We start from the raw sequence: 21,406 nt of genomic DNA, 5'->3' as shown, positions 1-21,406 counted from the left end.
GACGTGCTCGTGACATTTCGCCGGCGCCACCGGCAGACTTTGCTTTTTGAGGGATACAGTGAACTGGCACATCCAGGGTGGTCGCATCCTTACCGAACGGGGACTTGAAACCGCGGACCTGAGCGTCACCGGCGGCGCCCTGTCAGAGCTGCGGGCGGCCCATGCCTCCACAATCGATGCCGATGGTCTGCTCGTGCTTCCGGGGATCGTCGATATTCACGGCGACGGCTTCGAGCGCCAGATCATGCCGCGGCCCGGTGTCCGCTTCGACACCGCGCTGGCGCTGAAAGATACGGACCGCCAGCTTGTCGCCAATGGCGTAACCACGGCCTTTCACGGCGTCACGGTGTCGTGGGAGCCTGGACTTCGCTCGCTCGACGCTGCCAAACAGCTGATCGGCGCGGTCTGCGATCTCCGCGATAGCCTTGGCTGCGATACGCGTCTGCATCTGCGCTGGGAGACCTTCGCGCTTGATCAGATGGCGCAGGTCGTACGATGGCTCTCGCTTTCGCCACGGCCGATCATCGCCGTCAACGATCATACCACGGGGTCGGTGCTGAACGGCACGATTGCCCGCAAGATCGGTCAGATGGCGGAGCGGTCTGGCTTGAGCCGCGAGCAATACATGACGTTGCTCGGCCAGATTTGGTCCCGCCGCGCCGAGGTTGAGATCGCGATCGGGAAGCTGGCCGCAACTGCGCGGGCCAATGGCAATGTGCTTCTTGCCCATGACGAAGCGTCTCCCGAGGAACGCATGTATTTTCGCGCCCTCGGCGCAAAGGCCTCGGAATTTCCGCTAACGCTCGAAACGGCCAAGGCCGCGCGGCAAATGGGCGAGGATGTGATCCTCGGCGCGCCCAACGTCGTGCGCGGCGGCAGCCATAATGGAGCGCTAAATGCCACCGAGGCCGTCAGAGCCGGACTTTGCACGGTGCTGACCAGCGATTACCACTACCCTTCGCCTCTGCATGCGGCCTTCAGACTGTCTTCGCCGGACGCCGGCGACTTCCCCTCGATCTGGAATCTGGTTTCGGCAAACCCGGCCCGGGTGGCCGACCTCGACGATCGCGGCTCGCTTGTTGCCGGCCGCCGGGCGGGTCTGATCCTGGTCGATGCTGGCGATCCAGAGCATCCGCGTGTGGTGGCCACCATGGTCCATGGACAAATTGTCTATAGCTCCGGGCTCTCCCGCACAGACCGACGGTCTGCACGGCGGTCGCGGGTGGATAAGGTTTCATGACCTTGGACACGAAAATTTCAACACCACACGAGCGCAATGGCAATCGCCTTCTGGCCTTTGACGGGCTGGTCTTTCGGCCACGCAGCGATACGCCGATCTGGCAGCAGATCTACGATCACATCTTCGATCTGATCGAGAGCGGCAGTCTTGCGCCGGGCAGCCAGCTTCCCGGAGAAACGCATCTGGCACAGAAACTCGCGGTCACCCGCATTACGCTTCGCCGGGCGCTGCAGCAGTTACAGCATGAGGGCCACCTCACCGCCCGCAAGGGCGTCGGTATCTTCGTGCGAAACCTGCCCTCGACATTCACTGTTCGCGACGGACAGCGCTTTCTCGACAATTTCGAAGCCCACGGCCAGGAAATCGGCACCAATACGCTGCTGATCGTCCGGGAACCGGCCGAAGCGGCCGTGGCGGAACGGTTGCGTCTCGCACCTGACACCACCATTATCCGGCTGTGCCGGATCAGAACGTCGGACAAGCAGCCGGTTTACGTCAATACCAAGTTCTTTCCGGCGCATGTCTTCCCCGACTTCGAGCAGAGATACGATGTGCGTCAGTCGGTGACCGATGTTTTCCGCGCGCATGGCATCGACAACTACCGGCGGGCCGAGACGCGCATCAGTGGCGGCTTTGCATCCCCCGATGAAGCGGAAATCCTGCGGCTGACGCCCGGAACGCCAGTATTCCGCATCAATGCTGTCAACGAGGACCGAAACGGCGTACCAATCGAATGGACCCGCGGCTGCTGGCCGCTGACATCCGTCGAATTCGTCTTCTGATTATGGCGCATGTCAACACGACCAGTTGAGGCCATTGGGTCGACCCTTAGACAGACACCACAAGCCGGTCGAGAAAAGGCCGCTGGGCGACAAGCAACTTTTCCCGGGCCATTTCGAGGCCGAACCACCCTGCGCGATCGATCTCAGGAAAAGTCTGCATGCGGCCGCTGCGCGGCGGCCATTCCATCTCGAACATGTTGCTGCGCAAGGTGCCGGCGTCGAAATCGTCTTCGACGCCGAAGGCCGTAACAAGCTTGCCGCCGGGCTGGCGCAGCGCTCCCAGCGGAAGCAGCGCTCCCGAGAGCTCCCAGCCGGTTTCCTCCACAAATTCGCGACGCGCCGCAGCTTCCGGCTGTTCGTCATCACCATACTCGCCCTTTGCAATCGACCATGCACCGAGATCGCGGCTTTGCCAGAACGGCCCGCCAGGATGGACAAGCAGCACCTGCAGTTCACCGGTTGATCTGCGGTAAGGCAGGACGCCTGCACTTCTTTTCGCCATCGCCTCATATGCCTCCGCCATCCAGCCTATCATCGCAGGCAGGCTGAACGGGACATGTTCCGTTTGTCGAAAGACTGCCCTGCCCTGCGTCGATGCGACCGGCTACTGACGCCAGGTCAAATCTCGCTCGTTGCTTGGCCAACCCAGGGATTGACGACATTCAGCCCCGCAGCCTCGAAAGGGCTGGTGTCGCGTGTCGCGATCATGAAGCCCCGTGCAGCGGCTGTGGCGGCGATATAGCCATCAGCCTTGCCGATTGCCTTGCCAGCCGCTTTGGCGTTCGCCGCCAGTTCGGCATAGGCTTGCGAAGCGTCAAGATCGAAGGGCAACACGCGCCCCCTGAACAGCGGCAACACGCCCCGCTCCATGCGCTCGTGCAAGGTTTCGCGGCGCTTGCCGGCAGGCAGCGCTGCGATACCGAAACGCAACTCGGCTACAGTGATGGCCGATAGATAGAGCGTTTCGATAGCCTGCGCGTCGATCCACGCCACGACACCCGGGTCGGGCGCGAGCTTCCACGGCTCGGAAATCACGTTTGTGTCGACGAGGATCATTCAAACTTCATCGGCTCGGCTGGGGTCTTGTCGCGGAGTTGCTGTATTGCGCGCACGTCTTCATCCGCAAGTCCGGCCTCGCGGCCGATGGCGGCCAGGAGCGAGCCGAGCTTGACACGGCCCTCGGGCCGCGCCGCCTTCTCCAGGATGTCGCGGATTTCGGCTTCTGCGCTACGCCCGTGCATGGCTGCGCGCACCCGTAAGGCGCGGTGCACTTCATCGGGCACGTTGCGGACTGTGATGGATGGCATTTGCTTGCAAGCCCTCAAGATGATTGACATGCTTGCATTCTACGCAAGTGCAACAATAGGCGCAACCCTGACCGGAAACATCTGGTCCCGATCCCATCTACTCATGCGAGTTGAACGGGAGTGGTGCGCCTGAATGGCAAATTTCCCTTGGGCTCGAGACGATCTCAAATGATACTGGCCGCCGCAAGTCGCTCATTCGGGTCGCATTCGACTTCCATGAGCGGTGGTAGTGACGGAACTCCATCCACGCTGGCCATCAGCTCCAGATAGCGCTGAGCCGACGCGGCCCACTGAAATCGCGCCGCCCTGGCGCGACCGCGTGCGATCAAGTTGGTTCTGAGGCCTTCTTCGTGGACCAGCCGCATGAAACAATCGAACCATGCATTCTCATCGCAAGGTGATGCGTACAAGACCGCATCGCCGCCGATTTCGGGCAGGCTGGCACGGTCCGACATGACCACCGGACATCCCAGTGCCATGGCTTCGAGGGGCGGCAGCCCGAAACCCTCGACCAAGGAGGGGAACGCGAGGCATAGGCAATCGCGCAGAAGCGCGCCGAGTTCCGCGTCCGACCTTCTTCCCAGCCAAATGACGTTTTGCGATTTCTGATCGCCGCTGCTGGCGAAAACGCGGGACGTTGAAGCGCCCACAACAACAATCTGCAGCCCCGCCGCGGCAAGACGCTCGTGCATGCCGATGATCAAGCCGACATTTTTGTGCGGGATAGAACTGCCAAGCACGACGATCGTACCAGGGCCGGCCACTGCCAGTGTTTGTTGCGAGTGGCAAGGAGCCCATCGCAACGCATGTTCATGCCCATTGCCTACAATTTCGACCTTTGCCGCCGGGCACACGCCATAGCGCGCCAGTTCACCCGCAGAGTATTTCGACACCGTCGTAATCTTATGCGCGGCCCGGCCCAAGGCAGGAACCAAGGTGCGGTAGAGAAGCCGAAATGGAAATGAATAGCTCTGCGGGCATGCCCGTGTATTGACGTCGTGAATGCACAGCACCTGCCGACGAACCGTCACAGGGCCCATATTGCAGAGGCTAAGCAGCCCGCCGCGAAGACAGGCCGGAAGCACAGCCTGTTCCCATAAATGTCCGCCAAAGCTGCCGACAGTCCGGACACGGATCGCTGCCAGGGGCATATTGTCGAGCGCCCCCGGCGGGACCAGCAACTCGACCGTCAGATCCCGTGTCAAGGCAGCCTGGCCAACGATCAAGGCGTCCAGCGCCGAAACGATCTCGCGTGCGTAGCGCTGAACTCCGGTGGTCGGCTGCGCGAGAAAGCGGCCGTTGATTGTCCAATGTCGTGTCATCACAAGGTTTTTGATCACCAGCGCCATGCCTCAGTTCCACGACTTTGGACGACCAGGACAGCGGGGTCATCCTGGCCTTTGGGACGCACCCGGTCGTTTGCTTCAGAGGCTTCCCGGTAGCTCTCATCCGAATGGCGAGGCCAATCATGGGCGTTTACGCCAAATGTGTGAGGTTCTGCGTGGCGCGGTTTTGATAGACTGCGTTGGGCAGTGCGGCAGATCTCGATCGTCGTGCTCGGATGGATGTCAGGCGAGTTCAGCGAGTGGAGTGATGCCGCATGATGTCTGGCGCAAAACATGCAAGTTCGCGCTGATGCAGCGGCCGACCAATCCATCGCAACCAGGTTCCGTTGGACGGGCCGTCGCCGCGACCAGACGTTTGTGGACAACCCTGGCATGCCTGCTGGGCATGACAGCTTCGTGCGCAGCGGATCTGCTCTGGGGGGTGAATGGCCATCCCTTTACCGCCTATCCCGGGATATCGATCGAACAGCAACTCGATTATGTCCGCGACCTCGGCATGAAGTCGTATCGCGTCAACATTTCCAGCCTCGACAGCGCCACCAAACTTGCCGAACTGGTCAAGGCGGGCAAGGAGCGCGGAGTCGAGATCCTGCCGGTAATCACGCCCGGCCTCGACCTGGACAATGGGACCGTCGATGACCTCTATGCGCAGGCCTACCATCTCGCTTCGACACTGGTATCCCGCTTCAAGGACGACATCCGCGTTTGGGAGCTTGGCAACGAGATGGAGAATTATGCCATCTTGATGCCCTGCGAGATGCGGGAAGGCGGAATACAATACAATTGCTCCTGGGGCCCTGCCGGCGGCACCGAGACATCCCATTACTTCAGCCCACGCTGGTCTAAGGTGAGCGCAGTGCTGCGCGGTCTGTCGGATGCAACCGTCGCGGTGGATCCGACCATAAGAAAAGCAATGGGAACGGCCGGCTGGGGTCACCGCGGAGCGTTCACCCGGATGCTGCAGGACGGCATCAGATGGGATATATCGGTCTGGCATCTTTACGGGGGCGACCCCGAGGAAGCATTCAAGTTCCTGGCCACTCTCGGTCGTCCAATCTGGCTGACCGAATTCAACTACCCTGGGGGCAGCCAGGGGGGAGAAAATCAGCAGGCGGACGGTCTGGTGCAGACGATGACTATGCTGCGCCGATATCAATCTCCATATGGATTGGAAGCAGCCCATATCTACGAACTGCTCGATGAGCCGTACTGGGCGCCAAGCTACGAGGCCTTTATGGGCCTCGTGCACCTGAAGAAGCGCGGCGACGGGCTATGGGCGCCGAGCGGGCAAAAGCCGGCATATGATGCCGTAAAGAAGTCCATTGCGAACGGCGATGCAGGCTCGAGTTCGCCGACGGTCGCGAGGGAGAGCCCGTCGCCTGCGGGCCAGATGTCGGTGCCTCCGGATCCCGTGACCGACCCATTTCAGCCCTGTTCGCTTGATGCGTTCGACAAGTCTGCCCTCCCGGCCAACCAGATTGCATATGCTTACTGCGTTATCTTGCATCGCATGCCGTCTCCAGCCGAGCAGTGGCGCGAGGTCGTCGCGATGAAGAAGGATCCATCCATATTTCCGATACTGACAAAGCTGTTGCTTTCGGTCGAATTCAGGACCGACAATCAGCCAGTTGGTCTTGGAAATGCGCAATACATCGCCATTCTCTATCGGACATTGCTGGGACGGGAGCCAGACGGCCATGGGCTTTCTGATTACGTGTCGAAACTGGACAGCGGCGAGGCGAGTGGAGAACGGATCGTGGCGGAATTGATCCATTCACATGAGTTCCGCTCCAGACACAAGGTTCTGTTTCCGAACGAGCCTCAATAGTTCAATGAACATCACTGGCCGCAAGATTGTCGTTGGGGTGTCCTGGACAGCGGTCGAAACATGATGCTGGCAGTTCGCCATAAGCACCATCTTTGCGCATTGTCCTGTGGCCCGAGCGGTGCCCCGGCCGCCTTTTCGCGACTACCGGAACGGGCAACGCCAATTGCGAGGATCATGAGTGCGGATCTCCGGAATGGCGGATTCTGCCCATATCAAGAACATATTCGGGTTCGATACGCCCCCTCAGGACATGAAGCATGGCAAGGATGTTGCCGCGCAGCCTTCCGCGGCGGTCGATGTAGGACTCTGGCCGCACGCTGCGCACAAGGTTGGCGGCGACATTGCGCGCCATGAGCGGCAGAGCGAATGTAGCGGGCATGGTTCCCTTCTTGATCAGATAAACCGGATTGACGATCTGCGAATATCCGAACCGCTCGCCGCTCACGCGCCCGGTCTTGATACCAAGATGGATGCCGCGGATCGTATTCACCGCGACGACGCGGCCGCATGACCTTAACTGGCTGCTGAAATCTATGTCCTCCTGCCAGCCGTAGAGTACCAGGCGCTCGTCGAAGCGCAGCTTGCCAATTCTGGCGGCCCGGATGGACATGTTGCAACCATAGGCGCCGAGATGATCGACGACCTCTGGCTGTGGCGGCGGCTCCTGCTCCGACTGGTGGAGAGCCAGCATGGCGTCGTGCCAATCCAACCCCGCGTTGACGGCGCCGTCCTTGACCACTCTGCCCATGACCACAGCCCAGTCGTCATGCTCTTCGAAAGCTCTCGTGACGCGCTCGAGATAGTCGTCGGCCGGCACGAAATCGTCGTCGAAGAAGGTGACGATATCGAAACGTCCGCTTGTGTGATCGAGCGCGCTGTTGCGTTGCACGCATGACCCTTTCTTCCCGAAGACAAGGGAAACCGGAAAGCAACTTGTCTCGGGAAGCTCGACATGCGTGGCATCGGGCGCGGAAACGACGACTTCGTCAGGTGGTTGAGTCTGGCGCTGCAGATGCGATAGCAATCGGCAAAGTTGGCTGCCGCGGCCAAGGGTTGCAATGATCACGACGAGCTTCATGCGCAATCCTGCTAGAGGCGACAAGGGCGATTTCGCTGCGACGGTAAGCCTTGGGATGGGGGCAGACAGCCTGTTAAAAAGGGGGGCTGCGGGGCTAATCCGGCGCTACCGCCTGCCTCGATAGGTGTAGCAACCTCATCTTCGGATCGCATGCCTCTCCTTTGGGCTTAGCGGCCGCGCAGGTTCACGGCCTTCCACGATTGGTGCCCGAAACTTCCCAGGGTGAACGCCTCACGCGGCCGGACAGGTGGCACGACCAATTTCATTTCAATGTCGCGGGCATGACTCTGCTCCGTCAGCAGCGCGAGGCAGTGCGGACCTCGGATTAACGCCAAGGGATAAGCTCATACTTCGAAGGTGCAGAGGTTCGCACTGTCTCCCGGATGCTAGGTTGAATGTGGATCGCGGACATGGTGCACTTTATGGGACAGCGAAATTACGGAAGATCTGCCGCCGTGGCCGCCAGGGCGGCCGGGACAATCGGCGCCGACCCGCTTCCATTCGAGAGGTATGGCAAGAGCTCGTTTCCGGCGGTTCCCGCTGAGGACGGGGGGGCCCGCGGTGGCCGCACCAGGCGCTGGACCATAAATGGCGATTTCGTCGCGCTGCCTCCAAACGGCGTTGCCCGCTATGCGCGCGAGGTCACGCTTGCGCTCGACGCTCTCCTGGACGAGGGCCATCCGTTGGCGCAGGGACTTGAACTTGATCTGGCAGTCCCGCGTCGGGAGCAATTGCCGCTGCAGGCGATTGGCATTCGGGTCGTCCCCGAATTCAACAAACCGCGCCTTCCGCAATTCTGGGTGCAGATGCAACTGCCACGCCACGTTGAGGGCGGGTTGCTCAGCTTCTGCAATCTGGCGCCGGTGGCGCTGACACGGCAAATCGCATGCATCCACGACCTGCATACCAGGCTGATGCCGGAGAGTTATGGGCGCGGCTTCCGATGGGCCCACCGCTTCATTCTTCCGCTGCTTGGCCGACGGGCCGCACATATAACCACCGTCTCGCAGCTTTCGCGGCAGCATCTCATCAAATACGGCATCGCACCGCAGGAGAAGATCACTGTCACATATAACGGCAGCGACCATGCGGAACGATGGGATGCCGATCGATCGAAGCTGCAAATCCGGCCCGACCGCCCCTATGTGCTATGCTTGGGGCGCGATCAAAAATACAAGAACGCCGAATTGCTGGTCCGGCTTGCTCCGCTGCTTGACGCGTTGGGCTTGGACCTGTGGATGGCGGGCGAAATCGACGAAGCGCAGATTTCCCGGTTTGCGCAGCCGAAGCCAGACAATCTCCGGCTCCTCGGACGGATCAGCGATGATGATTTCAAGAAAGCTCTGTCGGGTGCATTGTGCTTTCTTTTTCCGTCCAGGATCGAGGGTTTCGGGTTGCCTGCCGTCGAAGCCATGAGGATCGGATGCCCGGTCGTGGCCTCGACATCGCCTTGCCTCCCCGAGGTCTGCCAGGACGCAGCGCTCTATGCCGATCCGGATGATCTGGCACATTGGGCCAGAGCGGTACTCGACATCCAGCGATATCCGGATTTGCGCCAACGTTTGATCGAGGCAGGCCATAAAAAATCCCTCAGCTATTCCTGGCGCTCCATCGCTGAAATCTACCTCGAGCTGATGCTGCAGGTGGACGCAATGGCTCTGCGCTGATCAAGGTCCGCTGAGCCTATCGAACGACTCGAACCGGGGGCCGTCGATCGGGGGCGGCATGCCGGTCGCGTCAAAGGGCGGCCGCCTGGCGGTCTTGACGTTGGCTGCTTCGACACCCTGACATCTTGGTCGGACCCGTCCGCGCAACCTCGAAGGCGAACGAAAGCACCAGCTTTGGCCGGCTACGGCGGTGTTAACGTGAAAGTCTCCGCCAAGGTGGATCCATGTCAAACGAACATGCCGCGCCCGCGATGGGCCAAACCGTGCCCCTCGTCTGGCTTCGGGCGACACCGGCGTTCTCACATCAGCCTTCTGCAAACGTTTCTCAGTTGCATGGAGAATCGGATTAACGAAAAAAATGATCCGGCCGCACTTTCGAACGCAACGTCCGCCTTTTCGCCGATCCTGAGTCAAGCCAATGAAGTCGGACGCCGGGGAGCCGCGCGTCGCCGATCTCTGCATGGGAAAAAATAGCCCAGTCGACCCGGGACAAGGCAATCGTCACCCACCGTTCACGGCTTGGAAAACGAAAACCTTCTTTCGCTCAGCGCCGGGCCTTGAACGACGTGAACACCGAGCCCGTGTCATCTTCCCATTCCCAGTTGACGGCGAGCCCGACCCGCAAAATTTGAAGGGCAGCATCGTCGGGATAGATGTCGGTGAGGCTTCGCTGCATCACCAGTTCGTCGTCGATCAGGATCGCAAACCGATTTCCGTCGAATGCAACGCGCATGCAAAAGCGTTTTCCCCAAACGACCTTGTCCGCCACATTGGTCCAAACCGCGTCATAAAGTTCCTCAAAGCCGAGCCGCTTGATGAACACCGAAATCGAAGCACCTTGGTGGACATCGTCGAGCCAGGTCGTGACACAAACGTAGTTGTCGCTGTCTTGCCAGAAGACCAGTCCTGCCCGGCTGCGCTGATCTTGTCCTCGGCGCTCCCCAGGAGGCTCGATTGTGACCTCGAGATCGGCGAATCCCGGTAGATCCCATGGCAGCGAATAGAATGTTCGACCCGGGTTCGGTCTGTCCACGCTCGCGCGCACACGGGCGCTGCCCAGCCCGTCGACGTCGATGACCCCGGTGCCCAGTGTTCTCACCCATTGTCCGTCGCCCAGCTCCGACGTGCGGCGATCCAGTTCGCCGGCAATACCGGCAAAGCCGTCGGCGTAGGACAGGCTTGTTCCGAGTTGGTTCCAAGGCGCCTCCAGAGGCGCCATCAATGGGATGGGAACTTCGCAAGGATGAGCCTCGAAATTATGCCAGCGCGGCTCGCTGTCGAAGCTTTTCCATATACCTACTCCTGTAACGTTTTCAACTGAATCGGCATTGACAGACGATTCGAAGAGGCGAACCCCGTCAAGAAAGCAGCTCAGCTGACCGTTCCAGTCAAGAATCTGGACCGAATGGATAGAACTCTTGCGCAAAGCGTGTTCCGTACCGGTCGCGATCGTAATCTCTTTGCCCGATTGCTTGCGCACCAAGGTCCATCCGAGCGTCGACAGTTTCAGCACCCAGAAATTGTCGTTGTCCCGAAACCGACAGACGAGACCACACACATCCGAGATGGCGCCAATTGCCAGCAGTCCGTGGATCAATCCTGAAGGGCGACCAGGATCGACGACGGATAAGTTATCGCCAGCGTCCTGCGAAAAATGCCACCGCCCCCCGATTGCAGCGATTTGCCCCGGCCAGCCTTCGACGAGTGCATCGGCAGCGTGGGCGGTGCCAAACAGCGTCGAAAATTCAGGTATCCGCCCGACTTGAACCGCTTGGACGCGTGTGTCGACCCGAAACCCGATCTGGCCAAGTGCCGACTGATGAACACCCGCAAACAGCTTTTCGTCCTTGTTGAAAGGATCGATCGCGATCGGACGCATCATCGGAAAAGCGGCAAGACCGTGGGCTTTTTGGTCGGCGGCCGCATAATAGACAGCGCCCTGCTCTCGCAACGCCACGACATAATAGACATGAACGTTCTTTAGGCGCCGAAACGCACTCAGGCATTGCTTTCCTACACGAGCCCACAGCTCGCCGTTTTCGCCTTCGGCGGCATGAACGACAAAGCCGCAGCCCTCTTCCACGGGATTAATCGGCGCCTCACTGGGGAACCAACCGACAGCCAGGTTCTCGTCGATGTTCGGTCCCCGGTAGGTTCTCGAGGTGCTAAGCGTCCACCACCAAAAACGGCGAAGGGTGAGCCTCTTTCGCGGCGCATGTATCAGGGAAACCAGACGGCCGGGCCATGGATCAATGCCGGGTCCTCGCAGCCAACGGTAGACTCGCCTGGCGAGGTCATCAGGCAATGGCGATCCCTGCGATGTGTTGTGGCCGTTGGTGATCGAGACCAATAGCACCAGACCAGCCTCTCGCTGAAAGGGACCATAGGAGATCCCTTGCCGGCCCCAACCTGGCCTGACGAGCGGCTGGAAACGAAGTGCGCCGTGATCGATCGCGATCTGGCGTTCGATGTCGCGTCCTCGCCTGACGCCTCCCTTGACTGCCAAGGTGCCAATTACCGCACCGCGGGCGCGTTCATCCTGAAAATCGTCTGCGACAAGAACCTCCGGCCGGGCAACTCCGGACCCAGCCTCTTCAGCAGTTTCTACCCAGTCATGACGGTGCAACAACAAGACCCTCCTCACGTCGTCGTACGAGATTCTTCAAGGCATCGATGTCGTGTCGCAGTCCCGGACAGAAGTCGCGCACTGCCTCGCTTGTCCCGTTGATCAGGCTTGCATCCCTGCGTGGAATCCCTGCCATGACGCCGCAAATCCAGTTCTTAAGCGCCCACCGGCTGCGCCAAGACGTGTTCGACCCGCCATTCCCCATTGCCATAGGAGGCTGGCAGCGGCTTCAATGCGTAGCCGGAAGCAGTCAGGAGTTCCGCGATCTTTCGGGCCTTGCGGTCGAGCCCCTCGCGCGTTGCATCGTCGACCTCATAAATCACCTTCGGACGGTGACTCCGCAGCGTCTCCGTCATACCGCCTAGGACGTCGATTTCGGCGCCTTCCACGTCGATCTTGACCAGCGAGGGCGGCCTGAGGCCTCGCTGGGCGATGGCATCGTCGATAGCGACTATGCTGACCTCCAGCCGGCCACTGATGTCCGGCGGTGCTCCTGCCGAGGCAAGCGCGGCGCCGCCAATGTGATGGGCGAGCAGAAGCTGGCCACGGCCGGATGTGGCGCCGGCGGCTTCGGCGAACACCCGTATCGTGTCAAACCCACTGAGCCGCGCACTTTCTGCGACAGCGGCGGCGTTGCGAGGGACAGGTTCGAACGCATAGACTTGACCGCGCGGCCCGACGCGGCGCGCGGCGATGAGGCTGAAGAAACCGATATTCGCGCCGATGTCGAAAAAGGCGTCCCCAGGCGCCAGGTTTGCCGCGATCGCCTGTTGGATGGGCGGCTCGTAGGTGCCGCGAACAAAGTTGGGGTCGGCGCGCTTCGCCACGAGCTTGAGGCCGGCGCCCTCACCCTTGGCTATGACGCGCGCGTCGCCGAACACGCTGAGGAACCTTGCCGTCAATGTCACGCGCTCTTCCCTATTCTGCGACGCCTCGGGACGGGCCCAGCCCGTGCCGCTCGCCGCGAAGGTGACAGATTGCGCGCCTGGGATCGAGCCCGACAACGGTGGCCGGCTCCTACTCCCTCCGGCTGATCGGTACTCCGATTGTCGGGCCATATCTCATCTTGGGGGTACCTGCCCGGCCTCCCGGTCCGATGGAACGGTGGCATCGTTGCGCAAGACATGGATCGCGTGGGGAGCATCCCCACCCGATCGAAACGATCTCACGATCGCCGTCGCCGTCGAGGTCGCCGTTCGGGCGCCGAGATGGCTCTCGACGCCCTCGTCGACCAACTTTTCGATGAACCGCCCGCCGCCCAAATTGCGCCAGAGCGAAAGGCACAGGGCGCGGCGGTGCTCGCCCATGACGAGGTCCGGCCGGCCGTCGTCATTCATATCGGCCACCGAAAGACTGTTGAGCGAGCCGCGCGAGGTGATTTCCTGCTGCTCCCAGTTTTGCTTGATGTCGCCGGGATTGCGCCACCAATAGGCCTTTGCGTGGTCGGTCTGCCCGTTTCTTCACTCACGACGATGTCGGTTCGTCCGTCGCCGTCCAGATCGGCGACCGCCACGCGGTCCGGATAGACTATGTTGGGGACATTGGCGACGTCGCGGCGCCGCCAGTCGGCAGAGCTATCCCTCGGATTGCCCCACCATGCGATCTCCTTTGCGTTGCCGGTAGTGGCCGCAAGGTCAAGCAGGATGTCGCCGTCGATATAGGCGAATGCGATCCCCTCGTCAGAGGCCTCAGGGCATATGCGGGTTAGCGGCCCCCGCCGCCGTGTCGTGCGGATGGGAAAGTAGAACACTCCGACACCGCTTGCGACCGCAAGCTCGGCCGGCCGCCTTCGACGATCTGCGCCAGTGCATGGCCCTGAGCCCGAGCTCGTGGCTGCCGGCCTCGCCGATTGCACGTTCCTCAAAGCCGCGCGCTGACGCCTGCTGCGCCTGAAGCCACGCCAGGTTCAGCGTCTCGCCTGCGCCGCGCAGGCGATCACTTCCGCGCGTCCGTCGTCAACATCGATTGCCGCGATCGCATCCACTCCCTCGCCGAGCCGTATCTGTTCCCATTCACCTTGCCAGGGATCGGCCGGCCGGCGATACCAGAACGGACCCGAGGCTCTGTCTTGGATGGAACGGCGGCGCATCCAAAACGGGCCGCAAGTAAAGTCGCAGAGGGATCGAAGCCGCACCGCAGCTTTGGGTCGAACCCGAACAGGTCATGGCCACCCGCCGACTTCCTCCCGAGACGCTTCAGGCCGCCTACGTTCACGCATTAAGCTCGTATCGCGTGAACATCTCGTGCTCGCTCAGCAGCCGATTCAGCAAATCGCCCCCACCTACGTCCGCCAGGATAGGCCAGTCGTCGAGTCCCGCCGGCCGCTCCATCTGGGACCGGTGAGCTGCCAGCGCGTGACGTTTTACATCTATCACGTCGCCGATACAAGCGTGGGAGTTGAACATCTTAACGCCGCGCAAGCCGGCAAGGGTCCGGACCGTTTGCCGCAATGCGGTGCGATTGAATCCACGCACTCGATCGTGCAGACGAACCCACGGCCACTGATACCAGTACCAGACGGGATATTCGAACACGGTCACGCGCCGGCCATACAGTTGCAGCGCGCCTCGCGCGCCAAGATTGGTGGCAACATGGTCCGCCGGCGGCTCTTTTGCATGGGTGACGAACACGCTCTGTGGTTGCCAGGCGAAAAGCAACTCAGCGATCGCGTCTGCGATCTTGCCGACATGATGCTTAGCCATGCCGTCGGGCACTCGCAGAAATCTCACCCGATCAGCAGATCCGCCCAACCGGCAAACCGCCTCGATCGCTTCGCCCTCACGGATGATCCGTAGGGCCTGGCCCTCAACCCGATGTGCATGCGACGCCGAGCCGTCGGTGACGAAAATAAACTGGACATCGGCGCCCGAGCTAAGCTTCTTGCTGGCGACCCCTCCACATCCCAGCGTTTCATCATCGGGATGGGGTGCGATGATGACCGCCGATGCCTGCCAGTCTGCTACGTCGAATGGATGAGACTGGTTACACATCGCTCTATCGAGCATAGCGCCAATCGTATGCCTGACGTCATGCATCGATGGTTCCGATCATCCCTTCTTCGGTGTGGTTCAACCCGACCTGCGCATGGTAGCAAAACACTGTAGGCGATTGGGGTGAGAAAACAATGAAGGTAGGAATTCTTGCTGGCGGACTGGGAACGCGGCTGGCGGAAGAAACCGAGATCCGGCCGAAACCAATGGTCGAAATCGGAGCAAAGCCGATCCTTTGGCATATCATGATGCATTATTATGCCTATGGACACCGCGAATTCGCCGTCGCGCTGGGATACAAGGGCGAATACATCAAACGCTGGTTCAGCGACTATGTCGCATTCGATGGCAGCTTGACTGTCAATGCCGCATCGGGAAGCGTCAAGCGCCACTCGAACTCGCTGCCTGACTGGTCCGTCGATCTTGTGGAGACGGGACTGAATACGCTGACGGGCGGCCGCATAAAACGCCTGATCGACTGGATGGGCGACGAGACGTTCATGCTCACCTGGGGCGATGGCGTTTCGGACGTCAACCTTGATAGGCTGATCGCCTTCCACAAATCGCATGGCAAGCTTGCAACGATGACGGCGGTGCGTCCGCCAGCACGCTACGGGCACATCGAATTCGATGGCCATCGCGTCGTCGACTTCACGGAAAAGCCACAGGCCTCGGAGGGGTGGATCAATGGCGCCTTCTTCGTGCTCGAGCCGGGCATAAAGGACTATATCGACGGCGACGATGTCATGTTCGAACACGCGCCAATGCAGCGGCTCGCGACTGACGGCCAACTGATGGCATATCGCCACGAATCCTTCTGGCAATGCATGGACACCATCCGCGAAAAGCATCTCCTTCAAAAATTGTGGGACAGCGGGCAAGCGCCCTGGAAAACATGGGAATCGATCGATGAAAGTTCTGGTTACAGGCCACCTCGGCTACATCGGTTCCGTCCTGACTCCGATGCTGCTTGAACGCGGCCATGACGTCACCGGCCTAGACAGCGACATCTTCCGGTCATGCACTTTCGTAGGGACGTTGGCCGAAGTGCCGACGATCGAGAAAGACATCCGCGACATCGAAATCGACGACGTCGCCGGCTTCGACGCGATCATCCATCTCGCCGGACTGTCAAACGATCCGTTGGGGGACTACCGACCCCTGCTTACCGAGGAAATCAACTGCGGCGCTTCGGTAAGGCTTGCGCAGCTCGCCAAGGCCGCCGGCGTCCAGCGGTTCCTGTATGCCTCCTCTTGCAGCAATTACGGCGCGGCCGGCGACAGCTTTCTAACTGAAGATGCTCCCTTCAACCCGGTTACGCCTTACGGCGCCTCAAAGGCAAATGTGGAGCGAGCGGTCGCGCCGATGGCGGATCGATCGTTCAGCCCGACATTCCTGCGTGCTTCCACTGCCTACGGCCTGTCGCCTCGCATCCGCTTCGATCTGGTGGTCAACAACCTGACCGCCTGGGCCTACACGACCGGCCTGGTCTATCTCAAGAGCGACGGTTCGCCATGGCGTCCGATCGTCCATGTGGAAGACATTGCGCTGGCCTATACCGCGGTACTCGAGGCCGAGCGAGAGCTGGTCCACAACGAGGCATTCAATGTCGGCTTGACCACGGAAAACTATCAGATTCGGGAGATCGCGGAGTTGGTGCAAACGATCGTTCCCGACAGCCGGGTGAAGTTCGCGCCCGACGCCGGGCCAGACAAACGGTGCTATCGCGTCGACTGCACCTATATTGGTCGCCGCCTGCACGGGTTTAAGCCGCAATGGACAGCGCGGCGCGGTATCGAACAGCTCTATCACACATTTCGCGCGGCGGGCCTTGCACTTGGGGATTTCGAGGGCGAGCGGTTCAAGCGCATCGCCCATGTGCAGAAGCTGATCCAAGATGGCGAACTGGATACCGATCTGCGCCGCACGTCGCAGTTAGCAGTAGCGGTTTGAACAAACACAGCCGGGAGCCATGGCCATGATGATTGCTGGTGTGCAGGCTCTGTAACCGAGCAGGTTTGCCGCTCCTGCGGCGGAAGTCACATCGACACTTTCCTGAAGCTCGGCACGACGCCCCTAGCCGATAGGCTTTCCCTCAACGTCGAGTAGCTCAGCCATTCGGCTTTCGCCTCACAGATCCGGGCGTGCGGCTTTCCCGCACTCGGCTCTTCCCGACCCGCGCCGTGAGGGTCTCGAACTCCGACCAGCCCATACGCCGGCTTTTCTGGATGCGTCGCACAAAATCTGGTCGCCGCGTCGCGTTACGATCCCGAGGCCACGCCTCGCCACCAGCAATGTGTTGCTAATTGTAGAACAGGTTCACTCGGCCTCTCTGCGCCCTTTGGGCTGGGTGCCCCTGACGCCCGTTAGGGAAGAGAACGGCGGGCCTGACGGGCCCATTTCAATCCGACACGGGTTGGCCGTAAACCGATACCGGGTTGAGCGCTACACTGAGGGTCGCCGCATGCTCATCACATCGGCCTACATGCTGTGAGGCACTTGGCGAGCGCCGCCCACCGCTAAGGCTCAATGGCTCACAACCTTTGTGGAAACATGGACCGGCGTGCCTGGGCGCAGTTTCTGATAGACTGACTTGAGCCGTTCTGCGCGCGCCTCCCACGAATACAGCTCGACGGCACGCTTGCGCCCTTCGCTGCCCATTTCGCTTGCCCGGACCGTATCCTCCAGCATCGTGATCAATGCCTGGGCGAGCTCGCCAGGAGCATCGACTTCGACCAGCATCCCGGTGTTGCCAGCTAGAATGGATTCACACATCCCGCCCACGCGCGTTCCAACCACCGGTATCCCGCAGGCCATGCCCTCCACGACCGATATTCCGAAGCTCTCGCTGAGGGACGGATTCACCACAATGTCGGCCTCATGGTACGTCGCTACGAGGTCCTTGTGGGGCACGTTGCCCACGAAGTGAACTCGATCACGTAACCCGTGGCTCTCGATGAGTTCTTCTAAGTGTTCCCGATATTTGCAATTGCCCCAGTGATCGTAGAAGCGGTTCAATGCGGTAACCCGCGGATCCGACGAGAGGCTGGTCAGGAAGTCCACCGAAAGCGGCGATTGCGGCCCTGCGATCCGAAGGTCCACGTCCGCAAACCTGGCCGCAACCTCACTGAAGGCCTCGATCAGTGTGTGAAGCCCCTTCTCTGGCGATACCCGCCCAACGAACAAGATGGCACGTCGGGTTCTGGTGGATGCGGAGGCCCGCTGCTCGCTCGGCCGAAAGTAAGAAACGTCCACGCCATTACCGACGGTGGCAACGACGCCAGGATAGTCCGGGAATGCAGAACGAAAGGTGCTTGCGATGTGGTCGCTGACGGCGACCACCGCATCCACCACCTTGAGCTGACCGGCCACCTGATCGCGGTCACGCTGTGACAGCCACTCACACTGCATCTCAAGCACGAGCCGATGGGATGAGCTGGCTGCCTTCAGTTCCCGGCACCATGCCCAGTAATTCATCAAATGGACGATATCTGGTCGATCGACGGCGAGGTAGCGACGAACCTTGTTACGATATTGCGAGTGGTCATCGGCCTTCCGATCCAGCCGCAGCCAGCGCGCCAGGCGCGGAAACTGGCGGATGATCCGCTGCAACGCGCGGTCACGCCGCGCCGCAGCCCGCCGCACCGCGAACGGCAGGTCCGCGGGCACCGTGTCGTCTCGATAATGCTTGCCATAGAGCGTAATCTGCAGGCCCTCGCCGAGCCGCAGCGCCGTATTGTAGACGATCAGACCGATTGAGTTTTGAACAGGCGGAAAAAGTCTATCGTACGGCTGACCGACGTATACGAGCTTCATGTCACTCCCCACCGTCAGCTCGTTCAGGCGACTCTTCTAAGTGCAGGGCGGTCTTCCGGTCGGGAGAGGTGGTCGGCGAGGCGGCGAATGCCCTCTTCGAGCGGCACCAGGGGACGGTTCAATATAGCTTTCATCTTGTTCGTGTCAGGACAGCGGCGCGTCATGTCGCCCTCCGCAAGGGGCGGTCGGAATTCCAACTTCGATGACGAGCCCAACACTTCGATGACAAACTCGGCCAGCTGTCGAATGCTCATTTCCACGTCGCTGCCCACGTTAATCACTTCGTTCTCGTGCGCGCGCGTTCGATGAACCGCGATGCAAGCGTCAACCGTGTCGTCGACATAGCAGAAGGTGCGGGTCTGCGAACCGTCCCCGTAAATCGTCAGGGGCTCGCCGCGCTGGGCGGCACGCACAAATCGCGGCAGAACGAAATCCTCGCTCTGACGTGGTCCGTAGGTGTTGAAAAAGCGAAAAATGGTAAATGGCAGTCCAAACTCACGCTGAAAAGTGCGCAGATAGACCTCTCCAAGATTCTTCACCACTGCATACGGCAGACGAGAGTTAAGCGGCGTGGTGCTCTCGTTTTGAGGAATCTCGAAAGGCTCGCCATATACCTCCGATGACGAAGCGAAGTAGACACGCTCGGCGCCGGTGTTCTTGCATAGCCTCAGCACGTTCTCGATACCGGTGATGTCGCGCAGCACGAGCAACGGATTTGCCAAAGTCCGCTGCACACCGACCACGGCTGCGAAGTGGAAGACGTGGGTGAAATGGAAGCGGTAGAACAACGATGAGATGTCGTCGAAATCGTTCGCATCCGCCTTTACTACGGTCAGATTGCCCGCGTCTATTTGTACCTTGTCTCGACTTCCGGTCGACAGGTTGTCAGCGACGACCACCTGAGTCTGAGGTAGCTTGACCAACGCGCGAGTGAGGGCGCTGCCGATATTGCCCGCTCCACCAGTTACCAGGATCGATTGCGTCATATTCCCCACCTCAACCGAACAGTTTAATCGACTGACGCAGGGTGCGTCCCTTCGCCAACGCGACATCTTCGATCTCGCGAGCGAAGGTGGCTCCCAGATCCTTGAGGACGTCGCTTGAAAGTTAAATGTGGCAGCGCCAGGTTTATTTGACAACGTGGCTTGGGGTAAGCATTTCGGCTGTTCTCCCAATGGTGCAATCCGTGCTGTTTTCAGCTCTGGGGTTGGCTAAGCGCATACATTTTGCTGATTGCTGTGAACTGCTTCCCCGCGGTAATTGAGGCGATCCTTTATTGTCGACATTGAAGCGAAAGTTGCCAGCATCTCATGCAGACTGCTCCAGACCTTCAGGAACTGGTTAACCGCATCCGAACGCGGGACTACACCATTGGCATCATGGGCCTCGGCTACGTTGGTCTGCCGCTCGCCATGATCTCGCTGGACGCGGGGTTCAAAGTCATCGGTTTCGACATCGACGCGTCTCGGGTTGCACTTCTTAACCGCGGAGAAACAGGCATAGATCATTTGCCAGGTGCTGCCATCAAAGTGGCTGTCGACAGCAAGCGGTTTCGCGCCACCAGCGATTTCGCCGACCTAGGCGAACCCGACGCGATCTTGATAGCGGTGCCAACGCCGCTTACCAAAAACCGGGAGCCGAACCTCTCGTTCGTCGAAAACAGCGCACGTGCGATCGCGGAGCGGCTGCGCCCTGGTCAACTTGTCGTTCTGGAGTCGACGACCTGGCCAGGAACGACGCGAGAGATCGTGCAGCCGCTGCTCGAGGCGACGAATCTTTCTCTAGGAAAGGACTTTTTTCTCGCCTATTCGCCCGAACGGGTGGACCCAGGCAACGACGTACACACCACCGCCAAAGTTGCAAAGGTGATAGGCGCCGACGACCCATCGTCCCTACAAGTTGCCAAGGAGCTGTATGATCAGATCATTGTGCAAACCGTTCCCGTGGCCTCCACCGCAACGGCAGAGGCTGTGAAGCTGACCGAGAACATATTCCGCTCTGTGAACATTGCGTTGGTCAATGAGCTAAAGGTGATTTTTGACAGGATGGGCATCGACGTCTGGGAGGTGATCGAAGCCGCCAAGACCAAGCCGTTCGGATATATGGCGTTTTATCCAGGCCCCGGCCTCGGCGGGCACTGCATCCCGATCGACCCATTCTACCTGACCTGGAAGGCAAGAGAGTACGAAGTAACAACACGCTTCATTGAGCTTGCCGGTGAAATCAACACGAACATGCCGCATTATGTGGTGGACCGCCTCGTGGAGGCCTTGGACCGGCGAGCGAGCCGCGGCCTGAGTGGTTCGCGGATTTTGGTGATCGGGATGTCCTACAAGAAAAACGTGGGTGACACACGAGAAAGCCCATCGTTGAAGCTGATCGACATCATGGAGCGACGCGGGGCAGTCGTTGATTACCACGACCCCTACGTACCGGAGATACCCGGAACAAGAGAGTACGCCAACCTGGCAGGTCGCCCCTCTGTGGATATCTGCGCTAGCAGTTTGGCATCGTATGATGCCGTTGTCATCTCGACAGATCATGATGCGATCGATTGGCAGAACATCACCAAGCACGCAAAGCTGGTGCTCGATACACGAAATGCTTGTGCGCGTAGTCAGTCACGCACCGACAACGTCGTAAAGGCATGAGCGGCCCGACTTGCGCACTGGCTTGGTGAACCTGCTAAGCGACAACGTCGAATGGTTTAGCACGTCGAGCGGTTG

At 60.2% G+C, this 21,406-nt stretch carries 18 protein-coding genes and 1 pseudogene; 7 read left to right on the top strand and 12 right to left on the bottom strand.

Going from position 1 to position 21,406, the window contains the following annotated elements:
* The first annotated feature begins 58 nt into the window (after nt 1–58).
* Together AC0L3H_RS00395 and phnF are read left to right on the top strand one after the other, a co-directional pair.
* Nucleotides 59–1,240 (top strand): alpha-D-ribose 1-methylphosphonate 5-triphosphate diphosphatase, encoded by a 1,182-nt coding sequence (locus tag AC0L3H_RS00395; RefSeq protein ID WP_473584087.1) that lies wholly within the window; start codon nt 59–61, stop codon nt 1,238–1,240.
* Nucleotides 1,237–2,022 (top strand): phosphonate metabolism transcriptional regulator PhnF, encoded by a 786-nt coding sequence (gene phnF, locus AC0L3H_RS00390; RefSeq protein ID WP_473584086.1) that lies wholly within the window; start codon nt 1,237–1,239, stop codon nt 2,020–2,022. The genes AC0L3H_RS00395 and phnF overlap by 4 nt, the downstream gene beginning before the upstream one ends.
* 46 nt (nt 2,023–2,068) lie before the next feature.
* Here the strand turns inward: phnF and AC0L3H_RS00385 are convergent, their stop codons facing one another.
* From AC0L3H_RS00385 to AC0L3H_RS00370, 4 genes are all read right to left on the bottom strand, one after another.
* Complete coding sequence (locus tag AC0L3H_RS00385) at nt 2,069–2,524, bottom strand: NUDIX hydrolase (protein ID WP_473584312.1); 456 nt, start codon at nt 2,522–2,524, stop codon at nt 2,069–2,071.
* 116 nt (nt 2,525–2,640) lie between these two features.
* Entirely contained in the window at nt 2,641–3,078 is a 438-nt protein-coding gene (locus AC0L3H_RS00380) for a PIN domain-containing protein (protein WP_473494731.1), read from the bottom strand.
* Nucleotides 3,075–3,329, bottom strand: a complete 255-nt coding sequence (locus tag AC0L3H_RS00375; protein ID WP_091590043.1) for a FitA-like ribbon-helix-helix domain-containing protein — start codon at nt 3,327–3,329, stop codon at nt 3,075–3,077. The genes AC0L3H_RS00380 and AC0L3H_RS00375 overlap by 4 nt, the downstream gene beginning before the upstream one ends.
* 164 nt (nt 3,330–3,493) lie before the next feature.
* Complete coding sequence (locus AC0L3H_RS00370) at nt 3,494–4,651, bottom strand: glycosyltransferase family 4 protein (RefSeq protein ID WP_473584311.1); 1,158 nt, start codon at nt 4,649–4,651, stop codon at nt 3,494–3,496.
* A gap of 271 nt (nt 4,652–4,922) precedes the next feature.
* On the opposite strand from AC0L3H_RS00370, the gene AC0L3H_RS00365 reads away from it, so the two are divergent.
* Nucleotides 4,923–6,503 carry a DUF4214 domain-containing protein gene (locus tag AC0L3H_RS00365; protein ID WP_473584085.1) on the top strand — a complete coding sequence of 527 codons (1,581 nt, stop codon included), beginning with the start codon at nt 4,923–4,925 and terminating at the stop codon, nt 6,501–6,503.
* 172 nt (nt 6,504–6,675) lie between these two features.
* On the opposite strand, the gene AC0L3H_RS00360 is transcribed toward AC0L3H_RS00365, so the two are convergent.
* Nucleotides 6,676–7,581 carry a glycosyltransferase family 2 protein gene (locus AC0L3H_RS00360; RefSeq protein WP_473584084.1) on the bottom strand — a complete coding sequence of 302 codons (906 nt, stop codon included), beginning with the start codon at nt 7,579–7,581 and terminating at the stop codon, nt 6,676–6,678.
* A 455-nt stretch (nt 7,582–8,036) separates the two neighbouring features.
* Between AC0L3H_RS00360 and AC0L3H_RS00355 the strand changes: the two genes are divergently transcribed.
* Nucleotides 8,037–9,248: a glycosyltransferase family 4 protein gene (locus tag AC0L3H_RS00355; RefSeq protein WP_473509559.1), complete on the top strand. Its 1,212-nt coding sequence runs from the start codon at nt 8,037–8,039 to the stop codon at nt 9,246–9,248.
* A gap of 544 nt (nt 9,249–9,792) precedes the next feature.
* Here the strand turns inward: AC0L3H_RS00355 and AC0L3H_RS00350 are convergent.
* From AC0L3H_RS00350 to AC0L3H_RS00330, 5 genes and pseudogenes are all read right to left on the bottom strand, one after another.
* On the bottom strand, nt 9,793–11,877 hold the full coding sequence (locus AC0L3H_RS00350; RefSeq protein ID WP_473584083.1) for an oxidoreductase: 2,085 nt from the start codon (nt 11,875–11,877) through the stop codon (nt 9,793–9,795).
* Between the two features lie 152 nt (nt 11,878–12,029).
* The gene (locus AC0L3H_RS00345; protein ID WP_473584082.1) at nt 12,030–12,878 is read right to left on the bottom strand and encodes an FkbM family methyltransferase; all 849 of its coding nucleotides are present in this window, start codon (nt 12,876–12,878) and stop codon (nt 12,030–12,032) included.
* A gap of 57 nt (nt 12,879–12,935) precedes the next feature.
* On the bottom strand, nt 12,936–13,211 hold the full coding sequence (locus tag AC0L3H_RS00340; RefSeq protein ID WP_473584081.1) for a hypothetical protein: 276 nt from the start codon (nt 13,209–13,211) through the stop codon (nt 12,936–12,938).
* A gap of 149 nt (nt 13,212–13,360) precedes the next feature.
* Nucleotides 13,361–13,624, bottom strand: a pseudogene (locus AC0L3H_RS00335) (VCBS repeat-containing protein); the annotation flags it as partial.
* A gap of 460 nt (nt 13,625–14,084) precedes the next feature.
* Complete coding sequence (locus tag AC0L3H_RS00330) at nt 14,085–14,909, bottom strand: PIG-L deacetylase family protein (RefSeq protein ID WP_473584080.1); 825 nt, start codon at nt 14,907–14,909, stop codon at nt 14,085–14,087.
* Nucleotides 14,910–14,998: 89 nt separating this feature from the next.
* Between AC0L3H_RS00330 and rfbF the strand changes: the two genes are divergently transcribed.
* Both rfbF and AC0L3H_RS00320 read left to right on the top strand, forming a co-directional pair.
* The gene (gene rfbF / locus AC0L3H_RS00325; protein WP_036262410.1) at nt 14,999–15,838 is read left to right on the top strand and encodes a glucose-1-phosphate cytidylyltransferase; all 840 of its coding nucleotides are present in this window, start codon (nt 14,999–15,001) and stop codon (nt 15,836–15,838) included.
* Complete coding sequence (locus tag AC0L3H_RS00320) at nt 15,774–16,817, top strand: NAD-dependent epimerase/dehydratase family protein (RefSeq protein ID WP_473584079.1); 1,044 nt, start codon at nt 15,774–15,776, stop codon at nt 16,815–16,817. The genes rfbF and AC0L3H_RS00320 overlap by 65 nt, the downstream gene beginning before the upstream one ends.
* 573 nt (nt 16,818–17,390) lie before the next feature.
* On the opposite strand, the gene AC0L3H_RS00315 is transcribed toward AC0L3H_RS00320, so the two are convergent.
* Nucleotides 17,391–18,680, bottom strand: coding sequence for a glycosyltransferase family 4 protein (locus tag AC0L3H_RS00315; protein WP_473584078.1), 1,290 nt, complete (start codon nt 18,678–18,680; stop codon nt 17,391–17,393).
* Between the two features lie 23 nt (nt 18,681–18,703).
* Nucleotides 18,704–19,666, bottom strand: a complete 963-nt coding sequence (locus AC0L3H_RS00310; protein ID WP_027153593.1) for an NAD-dependent epimerase/dehydratase family protein — start codon at nt 19,664–19,666, stop codon at nt 18,704–18,706.
* 324 nt (nt 19,667–19,990) lie between these two features.
* On the opposite strand from AC0L3H_RS00310, the gene AC0L3H_RS00305 reads away from it, so the two are divergent.
* The gene (locus AC0L3H_RS00305) at nt 19,991–21,331 is read left to right on the top strand and encodes a nucleotide sugar dehydrogenase (protein WP_473519804.1); all 1,341 of its coding nucleotides are present in this window, start codon (nt 19,991–19,993) and stop codon (nt 21,329–21,331) included.
* Nucleotides 21,332–21,406: the final 75 nt, after the last annotated feature.

The organism is Mesorhizobium sp. WSM4816 (assembly GCF_055811535.1).
Note: the sequence above shows the minus strand (reverse complement) of the source record. Positions and strands in the feature narration are given on the sequence as shown.